Here is a 21342-nt window from a genome sequence, read left to right on the forward strand (position 1 = left end):
CCCTGAACCAATATTATGAATATCAAGGCAGGTCAACTGTTGAGCCAGATAGAATATCCCGCTGATTTGCGAAAGCTGAATAAAGAACAGCTTCATCAGGTATGTGAGGAGCTGCGTCAATACATTATTGACGTGGTAAGTGTGCATGGTGGCCATTTCGCCGCCAGCCTGGGTGTAGTGGAGCTGACAGTGGCATTGCATTACGTTTTTAATACCCCTTACGACCAGTTGGTATGGGACGTAGGCCACCAGGCCTATGGTCACAAGATACTGACAGGGCGCCGGGAAGCATTTCCGACCAACCGGAAATACAAAGGTCTCAGCGGATTTCCTAAAAGAGATGAAAGCAGGTACGATACCTTCGGGGTCGGCCACTCTTCTACCTCCATTTCCGCCGCACTGGGTATGGCCATGGCCTCTCACTATAAAGGCGAATTTGACCGCCAGCATATTGCGGTCATCGGAGATGGCGCCATGACTGCCGGAATGGCCTTCGAAGCCCTCAACCACGCAGGTGTTGCCAACGCCAATGTGCTGATTATCCTGAACGACAACTGCATGTCCATAGATCCTAATGTGGGCGCGCTAAAAGAATACCTCACCGATATCACCACTTCTCCTACCTATAACAAGGTAAGGGACGATGTCTGGAACCTGTTGGGGAAACTTCCCGTAGGAAAGAAATTTACCCGCGACATGGCCTCCAAACTGGAAGCCAGCCTCAAAGGCGTTGTTTCTAAATCCAGTAACCTCTTCGAAGCACTGAAGATGCGCTATTTTGGCCCTATAGATGGCCACAATATCACCAAACTGACCGATACCCTGCAGGACCTGAAAGATATTCCCGGACCTAAACTGCTGCATATCGTTACCACCAAAGGTAAAGGCTATGCCCTCGCAGAAAAAGACCAGACCACCTGGCACGCGCCAGGCCTGTTCGATAAAATCACCGGTGAAATCTTCAAAAAGCCCGTCACTACCCCTCAACCTCCTAAATACCAGGATGTATTCGGGCACACTATCATCGAATTAGCAGAACAAAACGATAAAATCATCGGTATCACCCCCGCCATGCCTTCCGGCTCCTCCCTCAAATTTATGATGGAGAAAATGCCGCAAAGAGCTTTTGACGTGGGCATCTGCGAACAACACGCCGTTACCCTCTCTGCCGGCATGGCCACACAGGGAATGCGCGTGTTCTGTACCATTTACTCCTCTTTCTTCCAAAGAGCCTTTGATCAGGCTGTACATGACGTAGCCATCCAAAAACTCCCGGTAATATTCTGCCTCGACAGAGCCGGACTGGTAGGAGAGGACGGCCCAACTCATCATGGCGCCTACGATATTGCCTACATGCGCAGTATCCCCAACGTGATCATCAGCGCCCCCATGAATGAGGAAGAACTCCGTAACCTGATGTACAGCGCTCAGCTGCCAGAAAATGATATGCCTTATGTGATCCGCTATCCACGCGGACAAGGCGTGATGCCGGAATGGCGCATGCCGTTTAAAGCCATCAAACCAGGCACCGGCCGCAAAATCCGCGATGGTAAAGACATTGCCATCCTGTCCCTCGGACATACCGGCAACTTCGTTACTGAAGCCTGTAAAGAACTGATCTCCGATGGTTTGCAGCCAGCCCATTACGACATGCGCTTTGTAAAACCACTGGATGAAGCCCTGCTCCACGAAATTTTCCAATCATTTGATAAGGTAATTACCGTGGAAGATGGTGCTATTAAAGGCGGATTCGGTAGCGCCGTGGTTGAATTCATGGCCGACAATAACTATAAGGCAACCGTAACAAGATTAGGTATTCCCGATAAAATCGTGGAACATGGCAAACCTGAAGAACTTTACCGCGAATGTGGTTACGATGCCGCCGGTATCGCCCGCACCACCCGACAAATGCTTAAAGAAAAAATTACTGTCACCATATAAACAGGAATTTAGTTATTTAGCTACCTGGATACGCCCTAACAGGCTACCCAGGTAGCTAAATTTTTTTATACCATGTACTTTCAGCTCAGGATTACAGACATCATACGCGAAATGCCCGGCACTTACACCTATAAACTGGCTAACATATCGCCTGAACTGATAAGCTATCAACCAGGCCAGTTCCTAACCTTCCTCATTACCCTTAATAACAAAGAATACAGGCGCTCTTATTCCTTCAGCTCTACACCCGGCGTAGATCCCTTTATGTCGGTAACGATACGGGAAAAGGAAAATGGCGAAATTTCCCGCCATCTCATCCGGACCTGGAAAAAAGGAGATGTGGTGACCTCCCTGGAGCCTACCGGCCGGTTTACCTACCAGGCAGCTGTTGCTCCTGTAAAAGACGTTTTCCTGTTTGCCGCAGGAAGCGGGATAACGCCCATTTTTTCTCTCCTGAAACAAATACTTACCCGCGACCCCGGCGCACACGTTAAGTTAATTTACAGCAATACCAGCCCCGAAAAAACCATTTTCTACAAGCAATTACAGCAATGGCAAAATAACTACCCCGAACAACTGGAAAGTATCTATCTCTTTAGTAATGACCCCGACAGCCACCATACCTACAGGCGGCTTAATAATACACTGCTGGAGCAACTAGTAATAACGCATATGCGCTATCAATATACCGATGCCAGCTTCTTTCTATGTGGCCCACCGGACTATATGCGTACCATACTCCTTACCCTCACCTTCATGGGCTTCCGTAACGACCAGCTTCACAAGGAAAACTTTGTGGTAAACACCGATATAAAAATTGCCAACACACTGTTACCGCAAAACCATGACCCTAAGCAGGTCGTAATCCATGCACATGGTCAGGAATACAAACTGTCTGTTCCTGCCAACCAAACCATCCTGAATTATGCACTCGAACAAGGCATAGCTTTGCCTTATAGCTGTAAGGGCGGTGTATGTGGCTCCTGTACCGTTAAATGTACAAGTGGTAAAGTATGGATGTCTGTCAACGAAGTACTTACTGAAAAAGAGCTGGCAGAAGGCCTCGTGCTTACCTGTGTAGGCTACCCCGCAACTGACCAGCTAACGCTTGAATTATGACCGCTAGTAATGCAAAAAGCATTATCAATCATCATGATCAAGGATAATTTTTCTATTGCTGAAAAATTATCTAAATTTTCTATAAAATCAGGTAATGTCAAACGCCCCTATAAAGATTGTTTGCTTATGTCTCTTATTTGTTGTCGTTTCGATGAACAGTTACCTCTTATTAAAACTTAATACCGCTCCTTACACCTGGTTATTGACAGGCAGTATCATTTTATTGTCAGGCATTATTCTCTTCTTACTGATAGCTCCCCGGCTGATTAACAAACGCGCACTTCAGTTTGAGCACCTGTTCAATGAATATCCCATCCCCATGTGGATTTATGAAAAAAGTACAATGCGCTTCTTGTCGGTCAATACAGCAGCATCCGCCAAGTACGGGTACAGCAAAAAAGAGTTCCTGGAACAAATAACGATAAAGGACCTACGAAATGCGGAAGATGTCCCGTTATTATTGGAAAATGCCGCAGAACGATGTAGTAGTGGTGAATACCGGGGCATCTGGAAACACCGTAAAAAAGATGGTAGCAATTTCTTTACAGAAATCTATTCGCTTCCCGCCATTTATTTTGGGAGAGATGCCCGCTTCATTATGTCGAAAGATGTAGACGCTGAAGTGAAAGCCAGCAGAGAAGCTCATGAATTGGGCATGCGCTATGAACTACTGGCTAAAGCTACCAACGATGCGGTATATGATAAAAACCTGGTAACTAACACTGTTACCTGGAACCACGGCTTATCGGATCTCTTTCATTACAATAATGCTGATGACGCCGACCTGGTAGAATGGTGGCAAACCAATATTCACGAAGCTGATTATTTCCGGGTAATGGCTTCCCTTGAAAGGTGTAAAAAGGAAAATCTCAACTACTGGTCGGAAGAATATCGCTTCAGATGCGCAGATGGCGGCTATAAATATGTGGTCGATCGTGCGTTTATTATGTACGAAAACGGCCAGCCTTATCGCATGATAGGAATGATACAGGATATCGACAGGCATGTAAAACAAGCCAGGCTGCTGGAAGAACAAAATAAAACGCTTCGCGAAATTGCATGGATCAATTCACATGAAATACGCAGACCCGTAGTCTCCATATTGGGTATCACCGATCTGTTCGATAAAAGCAACCAAAACGGGGACTTTAATACCCAATTGATGGCATGGCTACACGAATCCACCCGTCAATTGGATGACATCATTCATAAAATTGAGCATAAAGTAAAAAACCTTCAATAACATTATACCTCGCAAGGCATAAAGCCATTGAATTCTTCTTTTAACGAGATGTATAGTTTCTGAAAAATTTCCATGCGGTGTTGCATGGCATCGTAGTCATCTATGGGCCGGTCATCATGCACAACAGTTACAGGCGCGTTGGAGATCTTTTTTGCGCATTGTTTCAGGTCATGATACATTTCATCAGCTACTTCCCGTTGGCGTAGTAAACGATTTTCAAAATGTTCAACTTTTGTCATTACGTCCCTGGAAGCTTTACCCAATGCGATTTGCTCTAACCGCTCACGCATCATTTTCACTTCTGTTCTGACGTCATTCACTTCTTCTTTCCAGGAATTCAGCTGCTGGTGCAGCTCTTCAGTGGGAGTTGTCATATCCATGGTGTATTGATTTATCAATTTAAATGATGATTAAAAAGCTATTCATCATACCAAACGCTGTTGTCAATATCCATATATATTTACTAGCAAAGATCTATTCTAAGGTACAATCTTTTTCTATTTTGCCCACAATTTTATCGCCCTTTTTACAGGTAACTACGGAACTCAGGAAAAAACGCCATCGCTTCCAGGATACCGCCAGCACCGGCCCGCTGCGCTTGTAATACATGTGGCATACCTGCAGTACGCCTAACTAATTCAGCTTCCGAATCACCTACTACTACCCCCTTAAATCCTGTTTCATACATCGTTATGTCATTCATAGAATCACCAGCTACCAGTATTTTATGATGGGGCAGTACCAGTATCTCCAGCAACTGCTGTAAAGTATTTCCTTTATTAACGCCACCAGGCAAAATATCCAGGTATTTCCCGGCAGATAAAACCAGGTCGCATTGCAATGAGGCCGCTATTTCCCGGGCGCTTTCTATATCTGTTTCCTTATCGTAATAATAAGAGCAACGATACTGCTGTTGGGCTTCCTGGTGTAGCAATCCTCTTACTTTTTTCATTGTTTCTCTAACATGGTCACCTGGCCATCGGGCAGCGATATTAGATTGTACAGGCTCTACAGCCGCCAATGTAGGCAAATGTGTAACGGTAGCGCCTACATCACAAATAATATACTCCGGACGCGGCAGTGCAGGATCTTCCAATAAATTCAATACACTACGTATGCCTCTTCCGGTTACAAATACCAATTGTATTTCTTTGTTGTGATGCAGTAAACGATAGAGCTTTTCTTTGTCTTCCGGTGTTCCTCCTAAGAAAGTTCCATCCAGATCTGTAGCTAGTAACATGATTTCTTTCCTCTGTAGCGGTTTTAATAGTGATACAATATGCAGGTATTCCGAATAAAAATAGAAAAAAAAGATCAGCCTCGCAGCTGATCTTTTCTTAGATGTAATGGGTTAGTATATAATGAAATGATAATTAGCTCAACATAGGAACATCTATGAGCAAAAACTCTGCCGGTTTAATAATTTCCACTGTCGTTTTATTATACTCCGATAACCCAATTGCATCTCTGGTTTGTAAGATTTCTCCATCTACTTTTATTTCTCCGCTGAGTAAAAACAGGTAGCTGCCTGTTCCCGCTTTCTTCGCAGTGATAGCCACTGTTTTACCAGCATCAAATTTCCCCAGTGAAAACCAGGCATCCTGGTGCAGCCACAGTGTATCGGCAGTTCTATCCGGTGCAATGACTACCTGCAATTTATTTTCCCGGCTGGCAGGATTAAATGTGCGCTGATCGTAGCGGGGGGCAACATTTCTTTCTGCAGGGATTACCCAGATCTGCAGGAAGTTGACATCTTCCGTTTTGGAAGCGTTAAACTCAGAGTGAACTACACCGGTACCAGCGCTCATAATCTGTATATCGTTTTTACGGATTATTTCCTGTTTACCGGTATTATCACGATGTTCCAACGCACCATCCAATACAATGGATACGATCTCCATATTATCGTGAGGATGAGCGCCAAAGCCCATACCGCCCTTTACAGCATCATCATTCAATACCCGCAATGCTCCAAAATGAATCCGGCTGGGATCGTAGTAGTTAGCAAAACTGAAAGTATGATGACTCTTCAACCAACCATGGTTGGCATATCCTCTGGTATCTGCACGATGAATAACCTTTTTCATAACTTAATCTCCTTTGTTTAATACAACACAAATATCGCTATAAGTGGCCGCGGGAGGAATGGATGATCTGATGAAAAACGTGGACAAAAAGCGAAAAACAGAAAGCATAAAGCAGAAAGCTATTGTGGAGAATGACCTTAGCGGGTATTAAGAATCGCTTTGATCATTCTCCACAATAGCTTTCTGCTTTATGCTTTCAGCTTTCCGCTCTAAGACACCAGCTTAGCGTCGGAAGTAATAGTAGCATTCAGCACTTTACTTACGGGGCAATTTGCTTCTGCATCCTTTACAAATTCAGCAAACTTTGCAGCATCCAGGCCAGGTACGCTGGCAGTTACTTCCAGGTGGCTGGTGGTAATAGCCCCATTTTCCAATGTAATAGTGCATTTGGTATCGATGTTACCAGGTGTAAAACCAGCACCAGTGATAACAAAACTCAGTTTCATGGTAAAACAACCAGCATGAGCAGCTGCAATCAGTTCTTCAGGGTTAGTGCCAACGCCTTCTTCAAAACGGCTACCATAAGAATACTGGGTTTTGTTTAAAACGGTAGACTGGGTGGTTAAATTACCTTTACCTTCTTTACCGGTACCTTGCCAATTGGCAGATGCAGATCTTTTCATGTTTAATGTTTTATTTTTTTCTTTGTTAGAAGAATCAGTGCAGGGGCCCAAATTACAAATTAATCGGGAATAAAAAATGCCGGAGCTTCCTGTAGCTTCCGGCAATAAAAAAACCGCACCAGTGACCGGTGCGGCATAAGCATGATTCCCTTCAATTGATTCTTATATCATTTCTACCAACTCTGCTATTGGCTTACGTACTTTCTTCGCATGCTGCATCACGTCATCATCCGCCCTAAATCCAATGGCAGCTGTCACCACTGCAGTCAATCCTTTCTCCTTTAATCCCAAAATTTCGTCGTATTTGGCAGCATCAAAGCCTTCCATAGGGCAGGCATCGATATTTTCCACTGCGGCGGCGGTCAGCAAAGTACCCAATGCAATATAAGCCTGCTTGGAGCTCCATACAGCCGTGCCGTTTGTGCCTAATTGATTCACCGTGTTCTTCATCACACCCGCAAAGCCTGCCAGCTGCGCGGGATTTATGTTGCGCGTTTCCGCAATATTATTCGTATAATCATCTACGTGCGACTCATTCAAGTCGGTATATCTTGCAAACACCACCAACTGTGAGGCATCGGTTACCTGCGCCTGGTTATTGGATGCTGCCTTTAATTGCTCACGTACCGCCGGATTCTCTATTACCAGTATCTTATAAGGTTGTAACCCGTAAGAAGAGGCAGAAAGCCTGGTGGCCGCAATCAGTTTATCCAGCTGCGCCGCACTCAGTTTCTTAGCCGGATCAAATTTCTTAACGGCATAACGCCATTCCAGTTTATTTAGAATATCCATCGTCATTACTTGCTTGGTATTTTGTTACCCAGCTATCTGCTCAGGATACAGGGCCGTATCGAACAAAAATAGCTGAGTAACAAAACGAAATATCTGCTTATTGTTTTACCATTTGTACGCTAGCCAGCAACTTCACTTCGTCACTCAGCAACAATCCTCCGGTTTCTGTAGTAGCATGGAAAGTAAGGCCAAAATCTTTACGGTTAATTTTACCGCTTAATTCAAATCCTGCCTTGGTCTGACCATATGGATCTACCACTTCGCCACCAAATTCCACGCTCAGTTCTACCGGACGCGTATTATCGCGAATGGTTAAATCACCTACCAGTTTATATGTTTCTTCGTCTATTTTCTTTACTTCCTTAGATACAAATGTCAGCTTAGGATATTTTTCTGCTTCGAAGAAATCTCCTGCCAGCAAATGTTGATCGCGCTGTGCATTTTGAGTAGAAATGCTATTGATGTCTGCTTCAAAAGAGATGGAAGCATTACTGAAATCATTGTCAGTAGTGGTTTGCATAGTACCATCAAATTTTGCAAACTGACCGGTTACGGTCGTAATCATCAGGTGTTTAATTTTAAATTGTACATCACTGTGTGAAGGATCAATTTTCCAGGTTGCCATATTGTTTTAGTTTTTAGTAGTATTATTAAAATGAAATGATTTGTAATTATAAATTATAAGCTGCCCATTTTGCCGGCATTAAAATCGTTGATAGCGGCTACAATCTCTTCTTCTGTATTCATTACAAACGGTCCATACGCAAAGATGGGTTCATCTATTGGCTCACCGCTCAATACCAGTACCGTGGCGTCTTCCAATGCAGTGAGCATGATTTCAGTACCTTCTTTTTCAAAAAGGGCAGTTTCTACCGCTTTCAGTGATTGGCCGTTGATATCAACTTCTCCCTGGAAGACAACTGCTGCGGTGTTAAAATATGCCGGAACAGAAAAAGTAACAGCGTCGCCTTTCTTTAAACGCACGTCCAGTACATTCAGCGGAGAGAAGGTGCGCGCTGCGCCTTTCACATCCCCGTATTCACCAGCTATTACTCTCACATAACTTTCAGCACCAATGTTGATCACTGGAATGTCAGCTTTGGTTAAGTTTTGGTAGCCTGCCGGGTTATTTTTAAATGCTTTGGGAAGATTTACCCACAATTGCGCAAATTCTGCTTTGCCGCCAGTTTTGGTAAATGCCTCACTATATTTCTCTTCATGTAAAATGCCCCCGGCTGCAGTCATCCACTGTACATCTCCTGGGTACAGGAATCCATGGCTGCCGGTAGAATCCCGGTGCTCCAGTTCGCCCTGGTACACGATGGTCACAGTTTCAAAACCTTTATGCGGATGTTCTCCCACACCACGGGGTCTGGGGCTTGGTGGGATGTAATTTGGTGCGGCATAGTCCATCATAATGAAAGGACTAATCCTGTTATTTTCAGAACGAGTACCACCCGGTAAGGTGCTTTGTACCCGGAAGCCATCACCCACCATATGTGGTGCGGCTGCTTTTACTATCTGGTTTACATGCTTTTGTGTGTTCATAGTTTTTTGCCTCCTAAGACAACACAAAACTACATGTTATAACACCCGTTAAAAATGGATAAAACGTCGCTAGTGATGGACTTTTTTACAAATCCTCTTAAAACCTTTATACAGAGGGACTTAAAGACGAGCGGGCAGCTTCCTTAAACTCTGAAGGGCTCTGGTTGGTATACTTCTTAAAAAACCGACTGAAATAGTGAGGGTCGTCAAAGCCAAGTTTATAGGCAATTTCCTTGGCTGTAAGGTCTGTATTGTACAGGTAACGCTGCGCTTCCAGGATGACTCTGTTGCGGATATGCTCTCCTGCTGTAATACCAGATAATTGTTTGCTGATTTCGTTGAGTAATACGGGCTTTATATGGAGGAGCCCGGCATAATCGGACACGTTTTTTAAATATTGGTATTTTTCTTCTATCAGGTTTTTGAATTTAAGGAAGATAGAACTGTTATGTGCAGCATGCTGCTCAGTCGAAATAGAAAGACTTTCCCCTTTTATACGGGAAGCCAGTACCAGGAAATAACGCAGCAATCCATGCAATGCTGTTTCATACTCCGGCTCCCGCAGCGCCAGTTCTTTCATCATCAGTCGAATAATAGCCTCAATATCTTTTTCCTGCTCATCATCGAGTTGCAGTACACTGCTGAACTGATTATTGAAAAACAGGCCAGAATTAATACCTGACACCTGTGACTGGTCTTTTAAACACATAAACGCTTCCCGGAATGCGATCATGTAACCATCAATTTTCTCGGTGGCCTGTAAATTATGTACCTGGCCGGGAGCCACAAAAAAGAGGGTATTCTTTTTTACTTCATGTGTTACTGCATCAATGGTATGCAGCAACTTCCCTTTCTTTATCCAATAGATAGTGTAGAAGTCGTGCCGGTGCGGCACACCAATCTGGTCAAAAAAGCTATTGCCCAGTTCGCACAACCCGGATACCACAAAGCTCGGATCTACATGCGCATATTCCGGTAAGGAAACAATTCCTATATTTTCACGTTTCTCAGCCATCTATTAAAGTTCCTGCAGTTTCTTCCTCCCTGTCAGAAGGATCAATATATTCAATAATAAAGTTGTTCCGTCCTTCTCCCACCATAATTCCCATGTGCTTCATCTGTACCAGCTCCAACATACTGAGGAACAGGAAAATAGCGTGCACGCGATCTTTACAATGATCGAATATTTTTTCGAAAGATAAGGTACGCTCGGCCCTTGCCAGTTCCTCCATATACATCCTGGAACCTTCCATGGTATAATCATACTTATACACCACGTGCTGGGGCTTGTTATCACGCTCTTTCATACGCTGCATCACCTTTTCAAATGTTTTGGTGAGCTTAAACAATGTGAGCGTTTGTACTTCTGTACCTTCACTGGTGATTTCACCAATTTCGGCTAGTTCTTTGGCAATATTACCACGCTTGGCCTGCAACATCCTGTCGGCCTCCATTTCAGCCAGTTCTGCGGCAGCCAGTTTATAACGTTTATACTCCAGGATTTTATCTATCAACTCCATACGGGGATCAATCTCATTCCCTTGTTCATCTACCTCTTTACGGGGTAATAACATCTTTGCCTTGATACGCATCAGCGTAGATACAAAAAGAATGAACTCACTGGCCAATTCAATATTGAGTGATTCAATATGATGGATATAGTCCAGGAAATCCTGTGTCAGCTTATTGATCGGGATATTATAGATATCCAGCTCATCGCGTTCAATGAAGAACAGCAACAGGTCAAAAGGACCTTCAAATTGCGGTAATTTGATCTTATAGACAGGTGCTTGTTCGTTCACGTATGACGTTTAATATGGTTTTAAAAAAGAATTCGCACAAAGGCACAGAGTGTCAACAATTCCAGGAGTTAATTCCCGGCTTCTTTTCTCTGTACCAATGCGCGATATCAAAAATAACAAAATTCCGGCGAATCAGAACTTGGCAGCAAAGCCTACGCCTATCACCTGCTTGACCTGTAATCGGGGCCCCATTATTCCAGTAGCCTTATTCTCAAATACTTTCACATCATCATCATAAATCATATCTACGGTCAGCAAGGCCGAAATCCATTTATTCACTTTCAGCTCCAGGGCGTTGGTGAAAAACACGTCGATGTTTTGCGGATTGTGCCGGTAATCAGAAAACAGGTCCAACCGGCCTTTGTAAGTCATGTTTTTGGCAAACGTCTTAACGTAATTGGCTGATAAATAAGCACCAATCTCATACCTAAAATGCTTCCCGGTGTCTACACCATAAGCACCTTGTTTTGACAGAAAATCATCCATTACAAATACAAAACGGGAAGTAATGGGGGAGAGGAATAAAGAAAATGAATTATCTGGTTTATAGTCGAAACCCGGTGATACCAGCACATATGCGGGAGAGAAGAATTTAGACGACAATTGCTTGGTGGTATCATTTGGATACAGGAAACCGTTGGCAAACTGCGTACGTAAATTCACCAGTCCGCTGAGATACCAGTTTTTGCCGATATCGTAACCATATTTAGTGGTCAGGTCAATACGGTCGTCATTTTTGCGGCCACCGAGACTGGTGGTATTAATATATCCGAAAGCAAGATCGGCCACATTGTCCCAGGATCTTCTGCCATTCTTATAGAACGCCCACGCATATACGTTAGAACCGATGGCGAAAGAAAACTTGTCACCACCTGCCGCCCAGTTGGTGAGTGATCCCTGGTTGATGTTCACATTCAGATTAAGACCTTTCCGCCACAATTTTGGAATGGTATCATTAGGGTCCTGGTCTTTTTTGATTTTACCAGCTGCTTCTTCCCTTGACTTCTTCATCCAGTCGTTCTGTGCATGCACTGCCATGAAACAGCAAAGAAAGCATGCTATGGACAAAGTAAATTTTTTCATTCATTTAATGTTTAAGGTGAGTATACATATATAACCTGCGTGTTTCTTCGGGTTAAAAGAAACACGCAAGTGGGGTATTTATTATAACTAGTTTATCTTTTTCTCAGCTCGTCACGAATTTCCATGAGCAGTTTCTCCTGTGCAGAAGGTTCGGCAGGAGCAGGGTCTTTCTTCTTGGTCAGCTTATTCATGAACTTCACCAATAAGAAAATACAGAAGGCTATGATCAGAAAATCTATGACACTCTGAATAAAAGCGCCATAGGCAAAAACAGCTACACCTTTGGCTTTCGCCTCTGCCAGCGTAGCAAATTCTCCCTTACTCTTGTCAAGCAATACAAAGAAGTCATTAAAATTCTTACCCTGGGTAAATATGCCGACAATAGGCATCAGGATATTATCCACTAATGATGTAACGATCTTTCCAAACGCACCTCCAATGATCACACCCACTGCCAGATCCATTACATTGCCCTTCATGGCAAATTCTTTAAACTCTTTGATGAACGACATAATGCAAGGTTTTTATTGGTTAAATAAGTGAACAAAATTAAAACATAATATCATAAGCCGTTAATTATTAATCTATTATTTCTTCAAACGGGGATATTTCATCTTCAGCGATTTCAGTGTATCCCTCAGCGTTAGCGCTATCAGGTACTCTTTATACCAGTTATGGTCGGCAGGCACAATCAGCCATGGCACATAATTGCAGTGGTTAATGGCATCTTCGTAAGCATCCATATATTTATCCCATAACTTAGCCTCTGCCAGGTCATTTTCATTATATTTCCACATCTTTCTTGGGTCTTCTGTGCGCTCTACCAACCGTTGTTGTTGTGCTTCCCGCGATACATGCAGATAACATTTGATGATATGGGTGTTGTTATGTACGGTCAACAATTTCTCAAAATCATTAATCGCTTCCATGCGTTTGAAAGCAGTCTTATCATCAATCCATTTATGTACACGCTGTATCAGGATGTCTTCATAATGCGAACGGTTAAACACCTGGATCATGCCTTTGCCTGGTGCATGCTGATGTACTCTCCATAAAAAATCATGATCATACTCCTCCGTGTTAGGCGCCTTGAAAGAATGTACCTGGCAACCCTGGGGATTTAATGTACCGGTTACATTTTTGATCACGCCATCCTTTCCACTGGCATCCATTCCCTGTACTACCAGCAGAATGCTGTATTTATGCTGGGCATATAACAGATTTTGCAATTCATCCAATTCCTGCAAAATTTCCTGGGTCACTGCTTTGATCTTTTCCTTTTCCACCTTCTTGGGGGCCGTAGTACTGATGGTTGACAACTTAATTTTACTCATTTCATGCATTCTTATTAATAAATTTAACAAAATCAGTCCAGAAGTGTTGCGATAACACGATTTATATTTTGTTGAATGTCACCGATAAATGCAACTTTGTAGCCTGAAAATAAAACTATGCATCAACGTTTCGCTCACTGGGGAGTATTTTTACTGCTATCGCTCACCTGGGGCAGCTCTTTTATACTAATGAAAATCGGGCTGGAAGCATTTACTTCTTACCAGGTAGCAAGTTTGCGACTGGTAGCTGCAGGAGTTGCACTGCTGCCCTTTTTGCCTAAGGCACTCCGAGATACGCCCATTAATAAATTGCCCGTTATTATACTCTCCGGCATCCTGGGCAACGGCATTCCTGCCTTTCTGTTTTGCCTGGCTGAAACAGAAATAGATAGCTCACTGGCAGGCATCCTAAATGCGCTCACCCCTTTAATGGCTTTGCTGTCGGGCATTATCATCTTTGGCAGCCCCTTGAAAAAAGAACAATTTACCGGGATATTTATTGGCTTGCTGGGCGTGGTTTTACTATTTACCTCCAAAGGCATCAGTACTAATAGTCACTGGTATTATGCGTTGTTGATCATACTGGCCACTATCAGCTATGGCGTGAACATAAGTATGGTACACCACCGGCTTAAAGGCTTTTCGTCTCTCCACCTGGGCGCTATTGCCATGTTTTTCTGTGCCCTGGTTACTTTCCCGATCTTATGGTTTAGTCACTTCTTTCCCCAGTTCACCCAACCTCATGCTCCCTGGCGGTCTTTATCTGCCGGCCTTATACTGGGAGTAATGGGCACTGGCGTAGCAGCGGTATTATTTTTCCTGCTTATAAAACGTGCCGGATCTATGATGGCCTCAATGGTAGCATATGCGTTGCCGTTAGTGGCTGTGGGCTGGGGCTTACTCGCTCATGAAATTATTACCTGGATCCAGGTATTGTGTATGATCATTATCTTACTGGGAGTATACCTCGTTAATAGAGCCAGCAGACCTGCCCCTGGCAAATAATGCATAAAAAAACGGAGATACCACCTGGTGATATCTCCGCTTCTTTGTGACCGGCTACTATTAAACAGCCATAATTTCCTTTTCTTTCGCTTCGCAGTGCTTATCGATCAGAACAATATTTTTATCTGTCAATGCCTGAACATTTCCTTCTGCATCTTTCGCAGTATCTTCACTCAGGCCATCTTTCTGTAATTTCTTTACAGCCTCAATAGCATCCCGACGTATATTACGGATGGCTACTTTGGCTTGCTCGCCTTCGTTATTTACTCTTTTTACGAATTCTCTCCGGCGTTCTTCTGTAAGAGGAGGGAGGAATAAACGGATAATTACACCATCGTTTTGAGGGTTAAGCCCAATATTAGAAGCAATAATTGCTCTTTCAATAGGCTGTAGCATGTTTTTTTCCCAAGGTTGTATGGTCAGGGTTCGCGCATCGGCAATACTCACATTAGCTACCTGGTTCAATGCGGTTGGCGATCCGTAATAATCAACGAAAATGCCATCTAAAATTTGCGGATTAGCTTTTCCGGCTCTGATTTTTGTAAGCTCCAATTCCAGGTGCCCGATAGCTTTCTTCATCGAGTCCGCTGCCTCATCAATGATAAGCGTTAGATCATCTTGCATAACATAAATAGTTAAGTGCGTGCAAACCTACAGGTTTTCTTTTAATCGTCAAAGTAACGCACCTGTAATAGCAGGAGAAATACTAACAAAAGCGCTTACAGAAAGCTATTTACTTATCCTGTAATACTCCTTCTGTTGTAACACGAAATACCTTGGTAGATTCCTTTACGGCAACAGATGCCGGTTGGATAACAGGTTCTGGCATTGGTTTTACTGCCAGTTTCTTTCTGCGTGCCAGATATAGCATGCCGGTAAAGAAGGTAGCTGAGCCTATCACTACCATCAGTAACAAGGTAGCGCCAAGTCCCTGCAATACAAATGCCCCCAGGATATAGGTAGCATTAATGGCAACAGACACCAGCGTTGTTTGACGGTGATTCAGTTTCAGGTCCAGCAGGTAGTGGTGAATATGGTTTCTGTCCGCTGAAAAAGGAGAACGCCCCTGTAACATACGAACAGCAAAAACTCGCAAAGTATCAAATAAAGGAACGATCAGGATGGCGAACGCAACAGCAGGGGTAGCGCCAATAGGCATTTTGCCTACCGGGTTGCCAGCCACATCAATAAACTTAAGTACCAGTACTGCATTTACCAGGCCGATCAATAAGGAACCGGTATCACCCATAAAAATCCGGGCAGGAGAGATGTTATAGATAAGGAAGCTCGCGAGTCCACCAGCCAGGGCAAATCCAATAACAGCATAAGTAATTTCACCTACATGCAGGAAATAAGCGCCCAAAACAGCACTTACCAATAATCCGATACTACCCGCATGTCCATCCACCCCATCAATCAAATTAAAGGCATTAATCACCACTATAAAGGTGAAATACGTCAGCATGAGGCTGATATTGGGAGGCAGTGTATAGATTCCCATAAAGCCATACATACTGGTAATCTGCAAGTTACCCAGGTAGATGATAGTGAAAGAAGCCGCCAGCTGACCTATCAATTTTTTTAAGGGAGATAATCCCACAATATCATCTTTCATCCCCACCATAAAGATGATAAAGAAGGCAGCCATCATATATTGAAACGGCGAATTCGCTATTGCGGGTACACAAATAGCGGCAGCGATAATGAATCCGGAAAAGAAACCCATTCCCCCCAGAGTTGGTATGCGCTGTTTATGCGTCTTTCGTTCGTCCGGCTCGTCGTATAAATGCTTTAATTCCGCTACTCTAATCAGTATTGGAATAGAAAAATAGGTAACAACAAAACTTAGGACGGTAGCAATTAATACATTCTCCATTTGTGGGGCTTGATTGTGCAAAGATATTAATTTCAATGAAATGTGAAAATATTCATTAAATAAATCAAGTTTTTTAATACTTTGAGATCGCAAAAAAAACGTTCAACAGCCACAAATTCTACGAAATTCTATTAGTTTTGCGGCACAAAATTTATCAACTATCATGCCACAGCTCAAAGATATAGCTACCCAGGTTAGAAGAGATATTGTACGGATGGTACACGGGGTTCAAAGCGGACACCCCGGAGGTTCTTTAGGTTGCGCAGACTTCCTGACTGCATTGTATTTCAAGGTAATGGACCATAAACCCGAACCATTTGATATGGATGGCAAAAACCAGGACCTTTTCTTCCTTTCCAATGGGCATATTTCACCTGTGTTGTATAGTGCATTAGCCCGTTCCGGGTATTTTCCGGTACAGGAACTCAACACTTTCCGCAAACTGAACTCCCGCCTGCAGGGACATCCAACTACTCATGAACACCTGCCAGGCGTACGTATTGCCTCCGGTTCCCTGGGTCAGGGCATGAGTGTGGCCATAGGAGCTGCCCTCGCTAAAAAATTAAACAACGATAAAAATCTGGTATTCTCCCTCCATGGCGATGGAGAGCTGGAAGAAGGACAAATATGGGAATCTGTGATGTTTGCGCCACACCATAAAGTAGATAATCTTATCATTACTGTGGACCTCAACGGTCAACAGATTGATGGAACTACTGATGATGTAGCCGGCCTCGGTGATGTAGGCGCCAAATTCGAAGTATTCGGATGGCAGGTTCTACATATGAATGGCAACGATATGGATGACGTTGTTGCTACCCTCGAAAAAGCCAAAAGCCTTACTGGTAAGGGCAAACCTATTGCAATTATCATGAAAACAGTAATGGGCCAGGGAGTTGATTTCATGGAAGGCCACCACGAATGGCATGGTATTGCCCCCAGTGATGAACAACTTGCCAAAGCTTTGGCTCAGTTGCCCGAAACCTTGGGTGATTATTAATAGTATAACTAATTAAATATATTAGAAAAGGCCTCCCCATCATAAATGGGAAGGCCTTTTCTAATATATTAATTTCCCAATCAGGTGGCTTTCAACTCAATAGCCTCCACAGCTGCACGCCTGGCCGGATACCAACTGGCCGCCAGTCCGATAATCATTATGGTGACAAACACAAGCAGAAAATCAGCCGCGTGCATACTTACCGGGTAAGCATCTACGAGAAATGAAGTCCCTTCTAATTTAATAATGCCAAATTGCTGTTGCAACAGGCAAAATCCTATTCCCAAACCCAATCCTAATAACGTTCCAATTCCCGCAATAATTAACCCTTCCGCCAGAAATATCCGCATGATCAAAGACTTACGCGCACCCATCGCTTTTAAAATGGTAATATCTTTCTGCTTCTCTATCACTAACATATATAGTGATCCTATCATATTAAACGCCGCAATGATCATAATGAAACTTAGGATCACATACACCGCCCATTTCTCTGTTTGCATGATAGCATACAACGATTGATTTTGTTCGTAACGGGTTTGCACCTTGTAGTCCTTTCCCAGCAGCACCTGCAACCGCTGCTTCAGCAGTTTTTCATCTACCCCTGCAGGGGTACTGATCTCCAATGCCGACATTTCATGATCACCCCATTCCAGTAACTTTCGCAGGAATTCAATATTGGTAATCACATATTTACTATTAAACTCCTGCTGAATCGCAAACGTTCCGGTAGGATAAAGCACGCCGTTATTCAATGCATCTTCAGGTGTTACGAATGTACTCACATTTCTCCGGGGCAGGTATACCGTTACCGGGGCCAGACTATGCACCACATCCACCCCCAATGCTCCTTCGAGCTCCAATCCCAGGATGGCGCGGTAAGCCACACTATCACCCGTATCGAAACGGCCCCTGACAATATGACTTTTTACATCTGTTACATTATTATAGCCACTGTCTACCCCTTTCAGCACAGCAATCGTAGGCTCGTCACCGTAACGGAGTACAGCCTTTTCTTCTATTACCTGCGAATAATGTGCAACCCCGGGAACCGCTGAAATTTTCTGCAACTGGTCAGCCGTAAGAAGAATTGTTTTGCCGGTAGCCGGCGCTATCTTTATAGAAGGATAAAAAGAAGAGTAAAGGGATTTTACCAGGCCTTCAAAACCATTGAATACACTCAAAATCACAATCAGGGCACCCGCCCCGACTGCAATTGCCACCACACTTACCCAGGCAATGATGTTTATAGCATTGGTAGATTTTTTTGCCCGGAAATAACGGGAAGCAAATTGCCAAACCATGTTCTTTAAATTTCTGGCAAACGCTTACTTATTGCCATCCTTGATGTTTGCATCGTCTTCCTTGATCTTCTTGAACAGCTCCTCCATCTTAAATACATAATCGAGTGTATCATCCAGGAAAAAGCTAAGCTCCGGAATCCGACGCAACTGTTTGCCTAATCCAATTCCAAGCAATTTCTTGATCTCTCCCATTCTTTCCTTGATACGTTCCAGCATCTCATTAGGAGCGTTAATCTTAAACATGCTCAGGTATACCTTGGCTTCCAGCAGGTCAGGAGTCATTTTTACGGTAGCAACAGATATCATTCCTCCATCTACTACATTAAACCCAATCCGCTGAAAGATACTGCTGAGTTCCTCCTGTACCAGTTGTCCTATTTGCTTCTGCCTTTTAGTTTCCTGCATCTCATTCAATTTTATTCGTTAGTAAAACGGCCTATGCACGATAATAACATATTTACAGCACCGCACCAAACCCAACAAGCATCCAACTGCCTGTCAAGTGCGAAATTAACCATTTCTGGGAAAGAATAACGTCAATTACACCCCTCCATATCGTAATTATGCTATTTTTGCCAGCAGTAAAATCCACCAGGAATGAAGACATTCAAGCGATTACTTGGATATGCCACACCTTTACATCATTATATCCCGGAATATGTTATATATACGCTGATCGGTATTATATTCGGCATGGTCAATTTTGCTATGCTAATTCCATTACTGACCGTTATTTTTAACCAGGTAGGAGAGGTCCCTAATGCCTTGCCTCATCCCACCTTTTCCTTTTCTATCAACTATTTCGTAGATCTTTTCAACTATTATTTTTATAGCTTCATCAGGGCCAGCGGCTCTAAACAAAGTGCACTATATTTCGTTTGTGCAGTCATTGGCGTTTGTATTACCATTGCCAACGCAGGCCGCTATATGAGCGCCCGGGTAATGGTGCGGTTGAAAATGACCATGCTTTCACGCCTCCGTAATGGCTTATACCTTAAATTCATCAACCTGCCCATGGGCTACTATAGTCAGCAGAAAAAAGGAGATCTGCTGTCTACCATGACGAACGATGTACAGGAAATAGAAAGCAATGTGATCAATGCTATCCAGATATTGTTGAGAGATCCTTTTATTATCATAGGCTACTTTGCCGCCCTCTTCTATCTTTCTGTTAATCTCACTCTTTTTACTATTGTTTTCTTTCCTGTATCGGGATTACTGATTTCTTACGTTTCCAAGAAATTAAAGCAGAAGGGATGGTTTAGCCAGGAGCTGCTCGGTAAGATCCTGAATGTAACAGAGGAAACCCTGAGCGGCATCCGCATCATACAATCCTTTACTGCCGAGCGTTTTATGCGGGACAAATTTTCGGAGGTAGATCATCGTTTTACTAAGGTAAGCAAGGCCATGTATAATCAACGAGAACTGGCTTCCCCTATCTCGGAAATCCTGGGCGTAATCGTGATTGTTATCCTTGTGATTTACGGAGGTACCCTGGTGCTCAATGGCAGCGATCTGCTGAACGGTGCTACCTTCATGACCTACCTGGTATTCTATTCACAGATTATGCAACCTGCCAAAAATATTTCTACCGCTATTACCACGATGCAAAAAGGCATAGTAGCCAGTGAAAGAATATTCCGGATATTGGATGCTGATATCAGTATTACCGAAAAACCCAATGCACTTCCCATTACCTCGTTCCAGGAAAACATTACCTACGACAATGTGTCCTTTAAATACGAACAACATGATGTATTAAAGCATATTCAACTCACTATAAAAAAGGGGCAAATGATAGCGCTGGTAGGCCGTAGCGGCGCTGGTAAATCTACGATGGCCGACATACTGCCACGCTTCTATGATGTAAATGAAGGCGCTATTCGTATAGACGGCACCGATATACGTGATTTCAAGCTGCACGATCTCCGCAGCATGATTGGTGTAGTGTCGCAGGAAGCCATTCTTTTCAATGATACCGTACTTAATAACATCGCCTTCGGCCTCCCCAATGCCAACAGAGAGGCGATTATACATGCTGCTAAAATCGCTAATGCACATGAATTTATTGAGCAATTGGAAAATGGCTATGATACCTTCATTGGCGATCGCGGGCTCAAACTCAGTGGAGGACAGCGTCAACGCCTTACTATTGCCAGGGCTATCTTTAAAAATCCCCCTATCCTCATTCTTGATGAAGCTACTTCTGCATTAGACACAGAATCCGAAAAACTGGTACAGGCAGCCCTCGATAAATTGATGCAAAACCGCACCACTATTGTTATTGCACACCGCCTCAGCACGATCCAGTTTGCCAGCGAAATTGTGGTGATGGACCAGGGTATTATTAAAGAACGCGGTACACATGAACAATTGTTACAGCAGCAGAATGGTATCTATCATAAACTGGTGGAAATGCAGGAGTTTAAATAAAGGAATCCTAACGTTAAAATATATACGTAAAATGAAGAACGTCCTGTATCGGTACAGGACGTTCTTCATTTTACGTATAACTACATTTGAATGCCCCTGCTGCGGGATAACTGCAACAGGTATGGTTTTTGTTATTATTGCGCCCTGATAAT

General features: G+C 43.4%; 22 protein-coding genes. 6 read left to right on the forward strand and 16 right to left on the reverse strand.

The genetic code is table 11. The features are described from left to right. The first annotated feature begins 15 nt into the window (after window positions 1–15). The 3 genes from dxs to HGH90_RS17930 all read left to right on the forward strand — a co-directional run bounded on the left by dxs (window position 16) and on the right by HGH90_RS17930 (window position 4303). Window positions 16–1941, forward strand: coding sequence for a 1-deoxy-D-xylulose-5-phosphate synthase (dxs, locus tag HGH90_RS17920; protein WP_169191663.1), 1926 nt, complete (start codon window positions 16–18; stop codon window positions 1939–1941). 72 nt (window positions 1942–2013) lie between these two features. Further along, on the forward strand, window positions 2014–3060 hold the full coding sequence (locus HGH90_RS17925) for a flavin reductase family protein (protein WP_169191664.1): 1047 nt from the start codon (window positions 2014–2016) through the stop codon (window positions 3058–3060). Window positions 3061–3211: 151 nt separating this feature from the next. After that, window positions 3212–4303, forward strand: a complete 1092-nt coding sequence (locus HGH90_RS17930) for a PAS domain-containing protein (protein WP_168766644.1) — start codon at window positions 3212–3214, stop codon at window positions 4301–4303. 2 nt (window positions 4304–4305) lie between these two features. Here the strand turns inward: HGH90_RS17930 and HGH90_RS17935 are convergent, their stop codons facing one another. The 12 genes from HGH90_RS17935 to HGH90_RS17990 all read right to left on the reverse strand — a co-directional run bounded on the left by HGH90_RS17935 (window position 4306) and on the right by HGH90_RS17990 (window position 13572). Further along, window positions 4306–4683, reverse strand: a complete 378-nt coding sequence (locus HGH90_RS17935; RefSeq protein WP_168766643.1) for a hypothetical protein — start codon at window positions 4681–4683, stop codon at window positions 4306–4308. Window positions 4684–4829: 146 nt separating this feature from the next. Then, window positions 4830–5543 (reverse strand): HAD-IIB family hydrolase, encoded by a 714-nt coding sequence (locus tag HGH90_RS17940; protein ID WP_168766642.1) that lies wholly within the window; start codon window positions 5541–5543, stop codon window positions 4830–4832. A gap of 133 nt (window positions 5544–5676) precedes the next feature. Next, window positions 5677–6390, reverse strand: coding sequence for a pirin family protein (locus HGH90_RS17945; RefSeq protein WP_168766641.1), 714 nt, complete (start codon window positions 6388–6390; stop codon window positions 5677–5679). Between the two features lie 209 nt (window positions 6391–6599). Further along, window positions 6600–7013 (reverse strand): OsmC family protein, encoded by a 414-nt coding sequence (locus HGH90_RS17950; protein WP_168766640.1) that lies wholly within the window; start codon window positions 7011–7013, stop codon window positions 6600–6602. Window positions 7014–7175: 162 nt separating this feature from the next. After that, the gene (locus HGH90_RS17955; protein WP_211093097.1) at window positions 7176–7811 is read right to left on the reverse strand and encodes an NAD(P)H-dependent oxidoreductase; all 636 of its coding nucleotides are present in this window, start codon (window positions 7809–7811) and stop codon (window positions 7176–7178) included. 91 nt (window positions 7812–7902) lie between these two features. Then, entirely contained in the window at window positions 7903–8430 is a 528-nt protein-coding gene (locus tag HGH90_RS17960; RefSeq protein WP_168766639.1) for a YceI family protein, read from the reverse strand. Between the two features lie 53 nt (window positions 8431–8483). Then, window positions 8484–9353, reverse strand: a complete 870-nt coding sequence (locus tag HGH90_RS17965; protein WP_169191665.1) for a pirin family protein — start codon at window positions 9351–9353, stop codon at window positions 8484–8486. A 106-nt stretch (window positions 9354–9459) separates the two neighbouring features. After that, a complete protein-coding gene (locus HGH90_RS17970) occupies window positions 9460–10368 on the reverse strand; it encodes a helix-turn-helix domain-containing protein (RefSeq protein WP_168766637.1) in 909 nt (302 codons plus the stop codon). Further along, window positions 10361–11155 (reverse strand): segregation and condensation protein A, encoded by a 795-nt coding sequence (locus HGH90_RS17975; protein WP_145663117.1) that lies wholly within the window; start codon window positions 11153–11155, stop codon window positions 10361–10363. The genes HGH90_RS17970 and HGH90_RS17975 overlap by 8 nt, the downstream gene beginning before the upstream one ends. A gap of 132 nt (window positions 11156–11287) precedes the next feature. Next, window positions 11288–12238: a DUF3078 domain-containing protein gene (locus HGH90_RS17980; protein WP_168766636.1), complete on the reverse strand. Its 951-nt coding sequence runs from the start codon at window positions 12236–12238 to the stop codon at window positions 11288–11290. Between the two features lie 92 nt (window positions 12239–12330). Beyond that, entirely contained in the window at window positions 12331–12750 is a 420-nt protein-coding gene (gene mscL, locus HGH90_RS17985) for a large conductance mechanosensitive channel protein MscL (RefSeq protein WP_168766635.1), read from the reverse strand. A 75-nt stretch (window positions 12751–12825) separates the two neighbouring features. Then, on the reverse strand, window positions 12826–13572 hold the full coding sequence (locus HGH90_RS17990) for a PPK2 family polyphosphate kinase (protein WP_168766634.1): 747 nt from the start codon (window positions 13570–13572) through the stop codon (window positions 12826–12828). 117 nt (window positions 13573–13689) lie between these two features. Between HGH90_RS17990 and HGH90_RS17995 the strand changes: the two genes are divergently transcribed. Beyond that, entirely contained in the window at window positions 13690–14577 is an 888-nt protein-coding gene (locus tag HGH90_RS17995) for a DMT family transporter (RefSeq protein WP_168766633.1), read from the forward strand. Window positions 14578–14637: 60 nt separating this feature from the next. Here the strand turns inward: HGH90_RS17995 and frr are convergent, their stop codons facing one another. Further along, window positions 14638–15201, reverse strand: coding sequence for a ribosome recycling factor (frr, locus tag HGH90_RS18000; RefSeq protein WP_168766632.1), 564 nt, complete (start codon window positions 15199–15201; stop codon window positions 14638–14640). Between the two features lie 109 nt (window positions 15202–15310). After that, window positions 15311–16453 (reverse strand): glycosyltransferase family 4 protein, encoded by a 1143-nt coding sequence (locus HGH90_RS18005; protein WP_168766631.1) that lies wholly within the window; start codon window positions 16451–16453, stop codon window positions 15311–15313. A 163-nt stretch (window positions 16454–16616) separates the two neighbouring features. On the opposite strand from HGH90_RS18005, the gene HGH90_RS18010 reads away from it, so the two are divergent. Next, window positions 16617–17453: a transketolase gene (locus HGH90_RS18010; protein ID WP_168766630.1), complete on the forward strand. Its 837-nt coding sequence runs from the start codon at window positions 16617–16619 to the stop codon at window positions 17451–17453. An 80-nt stretch (window positions 17454–17533) separates the two neighbouring features. Here the strand turns inward: HGH90_RS18010 and HGH90_RS18015 are convergent, their stop codons facing one another. Beyond that, window positions 17534–18757 (reverse strand): FtsX-like permease family protein, encoded by a 1224-nt coding sequence (locus tag HGH90_RS18015; RefSeq protein WP_168766629.1) that lies wholly within the window; start codon window positions 18755–18757, stop codon window positions 17534–17536. 24 nt (window positions 18758–18781) lie between these two features. Next, the gene (rbfA, locus tag HGH90_RS18020; protein ID WP_168738626.1) at window positions 18782–19162 is read right to left on the reverse strand and encodes a 30S ribosome-binding factor RbfA; all 381 of its coding nucleotides are present in this window, start codon (window positions 19160–19162) and stop codon (window positions 18782–18784) included. A gap of 192 nt (window positions 19163–19354) precedes the next feature. On the opposite strand from rbfA, the gene HGH90_RS18025 reads away from it, so the two are divergent. Continuing rightward, window positions 19355–21190 (forward strand): ABC transporter ATP-binding protein, encoded by a 1836-nt coding sequence (locus HGH90_RS18025; RefSeq protein WP_168766628.1) that lies wholly within the window; start codon window positions 19355–19357, stop codon window positions 21188–21190. The last annotated feature ends 152 nt before the right edge of the window (window positions 21191–21342 follow it).

Source organism: Chitinophaga sp. Ak27, assembly GCF_012726295.1.
GTDB lineage: Bacteria > Bacteroidota > Bacteroidia > Chitinophagales > Chitinophagaceae > Chitinophaga.

Coding starts and splice junctions, on each gene's coding strand:
- dxs (WP_169191663.1), top strand. CDS start 16: ATGAATATCAAGGCAGGTCAACTGTTGAGCCAGATAGAATATCCCGCT.
- HGH90_RS17925 (WP_169191664.1), top strand. CDS start 2,014: ATGTACTTTCAGCTCAGGATTACAGACATCATACGCGAAATGCCCGGC.
- HGH90_RS17930 (WP_168766644.1), top strand. CDS start 3,212: ATGAACAGTTACCTCTTATTAAAACTTAATACCGCTCCTTACACCTGG.
- HGH90_RS17935 (WP_168766643.1), bottom strand. CDS start 4,683: ATGGATATGACAACTCCCACTGAAGAGCTGCACCAGCAGCTGAATTCC.
- HGH90_RS17940 (WP_168766642.1), bottom strand. CDS start 5,543: ATGTTACTAGCTACAGATCTGGATGGAACTTTCTTAGGAGGAACACCG.
- HGH90_RS17945 (WP_168766641.1), bottom strand. CDS start 6,390: ATGAAAAAGGTTATTCATCGTGCAGATACCAGAGGATATGCCAACCAT.
- HGH90_RS17950 (WP_168766640.1), bottom strand. CDS start 7,013: ATGAAAAGATCTGCATCTGCCAATTGGCAAGGTACCGGTAAAGAAGGT.
- HGH90_RS17955 (WP_211093097.1), bottom strand. CDS start 7,811: ATGACGATGGATATTCTAAATAAACTGGAATGGCGTTATGCCGTTAAG.
- HGH90_RS17960 (WP_168766639.1), bottom strand. CDS start 8,430: ATGGCAACCTGGAAAATTGATCCTTCACACAGTGATGTACAATTTAAA.
- HGH90_RS17965 (WP_169191665.1), bottom strand. CDS start 9,353: ATGAACACACAAAAGCATGTAAACCAGATAGTAAAAGCAGCCGCACCA.
- HGH90_RS17970 (WP_168766637.1), bottom strand. CDS start 10,368: ATGGCTGAGAAACGTGAAAATATAGGAATTGTTTCCTTACCGGAATAT.
- HGH90_RS17980 (WP_168766636.1), bottom strand. CDS start 12,238: ATGAAAAAATTTACTTTGTCCATAGCATGCTTTCTTTGCTGTTTCATG.
- mscL (WP_168766635.1), bottom strand. CDS start 12,750: ATGTCGTTCATCAAAGAGTTTAAAGAATTTGCCATGAAGGGCAATGTA.
- HGH90_RS17990 (WP_168766634.1), bottom strand. CDS start 13,572: ATGAGTAAAATTAAGTTGTCAACCATCAGTACTACGGCCCCCAAGAAG.
- HGH90_RS17995 (WP_168766633.1), top strand. CDS start 13,690: ATGCATCAACGTTTCGCTCACTGGGGAGTATTTTTACTGCTATCGCTC.
- frr (WP_168766632.1), bottom strand. CDS start 15,201: ATGCAAGATGATCTAACGCTTATCATTGATGAGGCAGCGGACTCGATG.
- HGH90_RS18005 (WP_168766631.1), bottom strand. CDS start 16,453: ATGGAGAATGTATTAATTGCTACCGTCCTAAGTTTTGTTGTTACCTAT.
- HGH90_RS18010 (WP_168766630.1), top strand. CDS start 16,617: ATGCCACAGCTCAAAGATATAGCTACCCAGGTTAGAAGAGATATTGTA.
- HGH90_RS18015 (WP_168766629.1), bottom strand. CDS start 18,757: ATGGTTTGGCAATTTGCTTCCCGTTATTTCCGGGCAAAAAAATCTACC.
- rbfA (WP_168738626.1), bottom strand. CDS start 19,162: ATGCAGGAAACTAAAAGGCAGAAGCAAATAGGACAACTGGTACAGGAG.
- HGH90_RS18025 (WP_168766628.1), top strand. CDS start 19,355: ATGAAGACATTCAAGCGATTACTTGGATATGCCACACCTTTACATCAT.